Source organism: Pseudoxanthomonas sp. 22568 (assembly GCF_052044485.1).
Classification (GTDB): Bacteria; Pseudomonadota; Gammaproteobacteria; order Xanthomonadales; family Xanthomonadaceae; genus Pseudoxanthomonas_A; species Pseudoxanthomonas_A beigongshangi.
In genome coordinates this window covers 439,517-446,602 of record NZ_JBQENC010000001.1, presented here as the reverse complement: position 1 = coordinate 446,602, position 7,086 = coordinate 439,517, and the positions used below count along the sequence as shown (strand labels likewise).

General features: G+C 59.3%; 3 protein-coding genes and 1 pseudogene. All 4 read right to left on the bottom strand.

Features of this window, described 5'->3' with window-relative positions:
* Positions 1-2,041, bottom strand: a pseudogene (locus ACTJI2_RS02190) (RHS repeat protein); the annotation flags it as partial.
* Positions 2,042-2,758: 717 nt separating this feature from the next.
* A complete protein-coding gene (locus ACTJI2_RS02185; RefSeq protein WP_440840943.1) occupies positions 2,759-3,055 on the bottom strand; it encodes a hypothetical protein in 297 nt (98 codons plus the stop codon).
* A gap of 312 nt (positions 3,056-3,367) precedes the next feature.
* Positions 3,368-3,769, bottom strand: coding sequence for a hypothetical protein (locus ACTJI2_RS02180; protein WP_440840942.1), 402 nt, complete (start codon positions 3,767-3,769; stop codon positions 3,368-3,370).
* Between the two features lie 8 nt (positions 3,770-3,777).
* Positions 3,778-7,038, bottom strand: a complete 3,261-nt coding sequence (locus ACTJI2_RS02175) for an RHS repeat domain-containing protein (RefSeq protein WP_440840941.1) — start codon at positions 7,036-7,038, stop codon at positions 3,778-3,780.
* Positions 7,039-7,086 lie beyond the last annotated feature (48 nt).

Genomic DNA, 7,086 nt, shown 5'->3' with positions numbered 1-7,086 from the left:
CGCTCTGGCTGTACAGGCTGTACTTGCTGGCCGTGGTGTAGTCCCGCACCCGTCGGCCATGGCCGTCATAGACATAGCTGGTGATGCCGTTGATGCCGCGCAACCGGTTGCCGAAGTCGAAGTTGAACGTCCGGCCATTCTGCTTGTACAGGTTGCCCTGCACGTCGTAGTCCAGACCCACAACCGTGGCCCCTCCCACTGTGTTGGTCACGCTGGTCAGCCGGTTGCCGATGTCGTAGTGGTAGGTGTGGTCGCGCACGTGGCTGCCGGCGGTCACCTTCAGCGAGGTGAGGTTGTCCAGCACGTTGTAGCTGTAGTTAGCCGTACCGAAGCTGGCACCGGTGGTCTGGACCAACTGGTCCAGCCCGTTGTAAATCATGGAACGGCTCTGCCGGGCCCCGGTCGTGTAGTCGGTGATGCTGACCGGGTTGGCGTGCTTGTCGTAGGCATAACCCAGGTCCAGCACCCCGTTGCTGTCGGTGCTGCGCGCCGGCAGCTGGCGGGCATTCTGGGTCATCGTGTGGACGATGCCGTTGCCGTAGCTGAACTGCTTCATCCCCCCGTTGGGGTAGTACTGCACCCCGGTGGCGTAGGTGCCGGCCTGGGTCGGCTGGCCCAGCGCATTGGGGGCAAAGGCCACCATGCCGGTGTTGGGGTAGCTCTGGCTGGCCAGGTGACCCAGCGCGGTATAGCCATAGCCGATGGACCAGTCGATGCTGCCCCATTGCATCCGCTCGCTGGTGGGCAGGCGACGGCGGTTGTAGCCATACGTAGTGGTCACCACGTTGGTGCCGTCGTTGTCCACCACCGTGGTGGCCAACAGGCCATCCAATGCGTAGGTGTTGGTGGTATTGCCCCGTCCGTCCGGGAAGACAAGCGTCTTGATCCGGTTGCGCGCGTCATAGGTGCGCGCCACCTTGCGGTCTGCCACAGTGGTACTGGTGCCGTTGGCCTCGCAGGCCGTGGCCACGGGCAGGCCCGCCGCGCTCCAGCTCAGGTTGCCCGCCCCGTCATAGCCCATCAGCGTGGCCCCGGTCTCCGGTTCCACCGAACGGCACAGCTCCTGGTTCACGTTGTAGGCATAGCTGCGGTCCAGCACCACCGTCCCGCCGTTGACGTCCCCGCTGTTATTGCGGCGAATACGGGTGGGTTTGCCGAACACGTCCCGGCTGATGTGGGTCACCGCCGCTTCCGGCTGCCAGATGCGGGTCGGCCGCGAATAGTCTGGCTGGTCAAACATCTGGTACCAGGTGCGGGTCTGCTTGCTCAGTGGCGAGGTGACCAGTGTATAGGGACCGGCTGCATCGCTCAGATAGCCGGTCACAGTGGTCAATACGCCCAACTCACTGTCCTGGCTCACCGACGTCACCCGGCCCAAGGCGTCATACGTGGTCCACGTACCGGCGGTCAGCGCGTCCGTCGTGCCCGGGTAGGAGGCGAATGTCACCCGACCATCGGCGTCGTAGGCAAAGCGCTGGAACCGCTTAGTCAGAGTCTCGGTCGTGCCGTTGGTGGCGTCCAGTTCCTTGGTCACCAAGGGCCGCCACAAGGCATCGAAGTAGATAATCTTCTGCCCGTTGCCCGTGCTCACCATCTGCCGCCAGTGCCCGGCCGGAATGCCGTACTCGGCCACCGCGACTTGCTGGAAGCTCAGCAGGGTCTTCTTCCAGTTCGCCTCACCGGTGTCGCAGGCATTGGCCGCGGTTTCCGACGGTGGGGTAACGCTCGCCAGCCGCCCCATCGTGTCGTACGCGTAGCAGGTGGTGTAGCCATTTTCGTCGGTGACCGAATCAATCCAGCCGTGGTTGTTGACCACTGCAGACTGGGTAGTGCCGTCGGCATAGGCGATGGATTGCGGGATGCCCCGCTTCCAGTTGGTGAACGTGGTCGTGTTGTTGTTGCCGTCCTTGGCCCACCTCAAGGTCCCCAACTGGCCACTGGCCACGGTCGAGGTACTGTTATAGGTCAGGGTCTGCTGCACCTTGCCATAGGCCTTCACCGTCACCGGCATGGCGAATGCATCGTAGGTCGTCTCCGACACCACGATGCCTGTGGGTGCCCAACTCGGTGTGCACTCCGCGGGTGCCACGCAAGTCACCTTGGCCGTCTGCCCCAGCACCCACAGCATGGGGTTGTCGTGGTACGTAATGGTCTCGGTCCTGCTCCAGCTCTGTGCTTGCGCTGCCAGCGGCAGGATCAGCAATAAGCCCAATACCGTCCGCTTCATCCCCCGCTTCCCTGTCCGCTTCATGCGTATTCCCCGATGCGACCGGCCTGGCCGGTGTTCAGTCCCGAGTCCTTGCCCCGTCATGGTGACGGTGCGCTACCCTTGGTGATGCTGATCGGACTCACGCGAGTGTCGAAGGCGCATCACACAGGATGCAAGGTAGTACTTCATCCTATAAAAGGCCAGACCCCGTCAGCATCCATCAGCGGTGTCCGCTTTTCCTCTGACCCAGGTGGCTTTTTCAGCCCCTACCCCGAAGTTAGCCAGATCCTCAAACGGCTCCTCTTGCGCCCAGGAAAACGGACGTCGATTCGACCGACAAAGCGCAGCGATAACGCGAAATACCAGTATTTTCTTCTTGGATCATCGTTTCATCGCACCCGGGTCAGTCCTGCCCGACGTGCCTGCATCTACCTCATGGCTGAGCAAAGGCTACGACTAGACAGGTACAAGCACATCCGCAATCTTGGGGATCGCTGGCGGAGGCACACCTGAAATACCCGCGAAAGAGAATGTCCTCTGACTCTAAAGTCAGATTTCCGGCAAACACAATTGGGGATTCATCCACTTCACGAATTTTTTGCCAATTCCAAGAAGCCGCAACACTCCAATCAGCGTTTCTTCCGTGGCGTGCAGCGAATCGGCCCGAACAACGAAGCCTGCCATCGGACTCGCCTCATGAAGTACCAGCTCCACCATCGCCCCGTTCTCCATCGAAAATCCTATCGCCTTCCAAAGACCCAGGCCTTCTTCGTCTCCTTTAAGAAGATTCATTGAAAGCATCGCCTCCACATACGCGGGGCCTATTTCAAGAAGTGCCAGTTCCATATAGCCGCAATTAGGCCATTGGGCTCCTGCTTCCAATACCCTAAACATTTCACACTTAGACATGCCCCTAACCGCTCCAATTGGTGACAGCACAGGAGCATCCATTTTCCACCCACACCCGATGCGCCGCGAGTCCACACTGACCTCCCGGGGAAGTGACTGGCATTGGCAACAAATTTGCCGAACTCAATGCCTTGCGCTCCGGCCTACAGTGGACGGTCATATGCCACAATCACTAGAAAACAGAAAGGTAGTCAACGCGGTGATCCGCGAAGCATCAGTGGCAACTCGACTAAATCCATGGCACAGACACTAAGATAGGTCCACATCCATCGTGTTGTCGGAAAGCAATTTCCATCCATCCGCAATGAACTCAAAACACCCTACGCTGTCGAAATAAATCATGAAGTGCTTTGGCGCCCATTCTTGCCTAAAAACCGGCGCAACGTCTTCGCGAACCTCTTCTACCCACGTTGATTCGCTTATTTCTGCCAGAGTGTCGTACACGCCTTCAATATTCCAAACGTTACAGCAAGATTCGGATCTGTACCTGAAGGCCGAAACACCATTGAAGGCAATCCCAGAATCAATCACCTTCCCATTTTCTCTGTAGCTGTATCTAAGCACAGGAAGTGCACCCAGCCAGTCAATGGTCGCCTCGCTGATAAAATCAGTAGATGCAACCGGCAATTCGTATAGTGATTTCTTGTTCATAATCGAATCTATTTCCCTGACGAAGGATTGCCAATTCCACCGCTATCAAGACGATTCCGCCTAAGCTGCTCTGTCAGTCGCATCTCCGCCGCAGCGTTCCCCGTCATGTCCTGTGCATTCCATTGCGCCCTCGGCACTCCGGCCCGCTGAAGAGCCTGGGCGGAGCGCGTATTAAGAATCAGATGACTTCCATCCCTTACGATGTATTGAATAGGAACCTCATCCACACTCAACCTGCCCGACCTCAATGCACCTGCCACTTCATCAATGGTCTTTCCAGCGAACCTTCCTGCGTTCCCAAAGGCTTCACGAAAAGTTCTTTGAGCGAATACAGCCTGTTCAAGGACTCCTTTCGCAGACTGAACCCCCGTTGCCTCAAACCTAGCGAAAGGGGCCGCACTCAAGAGCAAATTGAATTTCGCGTCCTGCAGTTGCCCGGCACTTCGAAATTCCCCGCTTAATGGGTTAAGTCCGTCCGACCTGAAGAGCGCAATCGTATCGCCCACGGTGTCGGACCACATTCTCCCAGAGAAAGTATCAGTGAACAAATTGAAGGGTGCGGGCTGCCAGCCACACCCATACCTTGCCGTGCATGTCTGGCGCCCGTCAGGATCAGTGAAGTTATATGGGCTATTGTTCGCGTACCAGTACCGGTTGAAGTTGGCCCCCGGACTGGCATACGCCGTCACGGGATCCACGGACAAGAACCGCCCTACTTGTGGATCGTAGTACCGCTGCTGCATGTAGGTCAGCCCGGTGGTCGCATCCTGTACATGCCCGGTGAAGCCGATGCCATCGTAGTTGGGCTTGCCAATCACTACGCCATAAGGCTCGTAGTTGTTCCTCTCGACTATCTGCCCACTGGCATTTGTCACTACCGTGGGGCTCCCCAGCGCATCGGTGTGCTGGTAGCGAAGCTCCCCTGTGTTGGCGACAAAATTCCACTCGATGGTCGCCAGCAAGCTGCTACCAAGATAGATGTGGGGCAGACTCAGGTTGCGGCGCCAGTCCTGACGAAAGATGAGCTGCCCGTTCTGCCCATACATGGAAAGAACGTCACCTTTGGCGGGATTCTTCGCCGAAAGGCGCCGGCCATATCCGTCATATCGGTAACTCTCCTTCCCCGTGACTTCCCGCAGGCGATTGCCGAAATCGAACCTGTAAGCCTGACCATTCTTGTTGGCCAGATTTCCCTGAGGGTCGTAGCTCAGACCGACAATGGTTGCTGCTGCGCTGTTCTGAATGCTGGTCAGGCGGTTGCCGGCATCGTACACATATGTGGCGTAGTCCTTGACGCCAGCCAACTTCCAGGACGTCAGGTTGTCCAACGTGTTGTAGGTGAACCGATGCCAGCAGTCACCGCCGAACATGCACGAGCCCACATTGGTCAGCCGATCCAGGCCATCGTAGGTCATCCAGCGGCTATGGCTGCCATCACCGCCCCCCTGGACATAGTCGCCGATAGCCTCCACGTTGCCATGGCCGTCATAACTGTAGACCAGGTTCTGGACTGCCCCATCCACGGTGCGAATAGGCAACTGCCGTACGTTCTGGTCCATCGTATGAACGATGCCATTCCCGTAGGTAAATTGCTTGATAGCACCGTTCGGGTAATAGCTGATGCCGCTGGCGTGCGTGCCCCAGCCACTGGTCACGGCCAATGGCTGCCCCAATGCGTTGAGCTGATAGTTGACGTTGAGTTGGTCCGGCGTGGTGTAACCACTCGGATTTCCCAGCCCGTCATAGCGGTACTGAATTCCCCAGCTATACCAACCCGACTGGGTAACACTCTCCCCTACCAGCAAACCACGCTTGTTGTAGCTGTAGTGGTTGGTGACCGTGCCCTGTCCAGGTCCGTCATTGTCCGTCACAATGGTCTGCACCGCTCCGGTTGGCCAGTAGTACCAGGTCTGATTGCCTTGGCTGTCGGGAAAAATGAGTGACTTGAGCCGGTTGCGCGCGTCGTAGGTGCGGCTCACCACACGGCCTGAGGCCCAGGCCTCGGGGTGGTTGCAGGCCGTAATGTCCCCGAACCCCTGCAGCCCCGACGCCGAGTGGGTCAGGTTGCCGGCCCAGTCATAGCCGTACACCGTTGCACCGGTCTCCGGTTCGATGCTCTTGCATAGTTGCTGGTCCGCCTGATAGACGTAATACCGCCACACCTGCTCGCTGGCCGTGGCATTGCGACGGCGCAGGGCCGTCACGTTGCCGAACACGTTGCGGTGAATCTCCGTCGAGGCCCCTTCCGGATGGTCGATGCCGGTCGGGTAGTCATACGTGGGCTGGTCGAAGGCTTGGTAGATGGTCAGCGTCTGCTGACCGCGCGGGTTGGTCAACCGGGTCTTGAACCCCGACAGGTACTCGGTCGTGGTGGTCAGTTGCCCCAGCTCCGAGTCCTGCTTGACCTGGGTCACCCGGCCCAGCGCGTCGTAGAAGCTCCAGGTCCCTGTCGCCGCCGGCACCAGGCTCGAGGACGGATAGGACTGGAACGTCACCCGCCCTTCGCTGTCGTACTCGGCGCTGGTGGCCCGCACCGTGCCGGTCGTGTTCGAACTGTCGTACTCATGGCTCAGCAACGGACGCCACAGCGCGTCGTAGTACGTCAGCTTGACGTAGTTACCCTGATTCTCGTAGCGGCGCCACTGGCCCACAGCAAAACCCGGCGGCTTCCAGTCCGCCGCAGTCATCGCGCGGAACTCGGAGGTCCGCGGTGTCCAGGTGCTGCCGTCGCAGACCCCATTTGCCGCCTCCGACGGATAGGTGATGCTCGCCAATCGCCCCATCGCGTCGTAGGCGTAGCAGGTCTTGGCCCCGGTCTCGTCAGTCACCGCGGCAATCCACCCCCGGTCGTCCACCACCGCCGACTGTCCTGTGCTGTCGGCGTAGCTGACGGTCTGCGGAATGCCCCGCTTCCAGCTGCCGAACGTCGTGATGTTGTTGTTGGCGTCCTTGACCGTGGCCAAGGTGCCGTCGGCATGGTAGGTCAGCGTCTGCTTCAGCAGACCGAAGGACTTCACCGTCACCGGTCGGGCCAGCGTGTCGTACGTGGTCTCCGACATCACGATGCCCGTGGGCGCCCAGGACGGTGTGCACTCGGCCGGCGCCACGCAGGTGACCTTGGAGGTCTGCCCCAGTACCCACGATGTGGTGTTGTCGTGGTACTCGATGCTCTCTGTTTTGCTGTACGTCTGCGCCTGCGCCGCCAGCGGCAAGGCCAGCACTATTCCCACTACCATCCGCTTCATCCGCTGCTTCCCTGTCCGCTTCATGCGTGTTCCTCTTCCGGACCGGCCCGGGGCCGTTATTCAGTCCTGAAT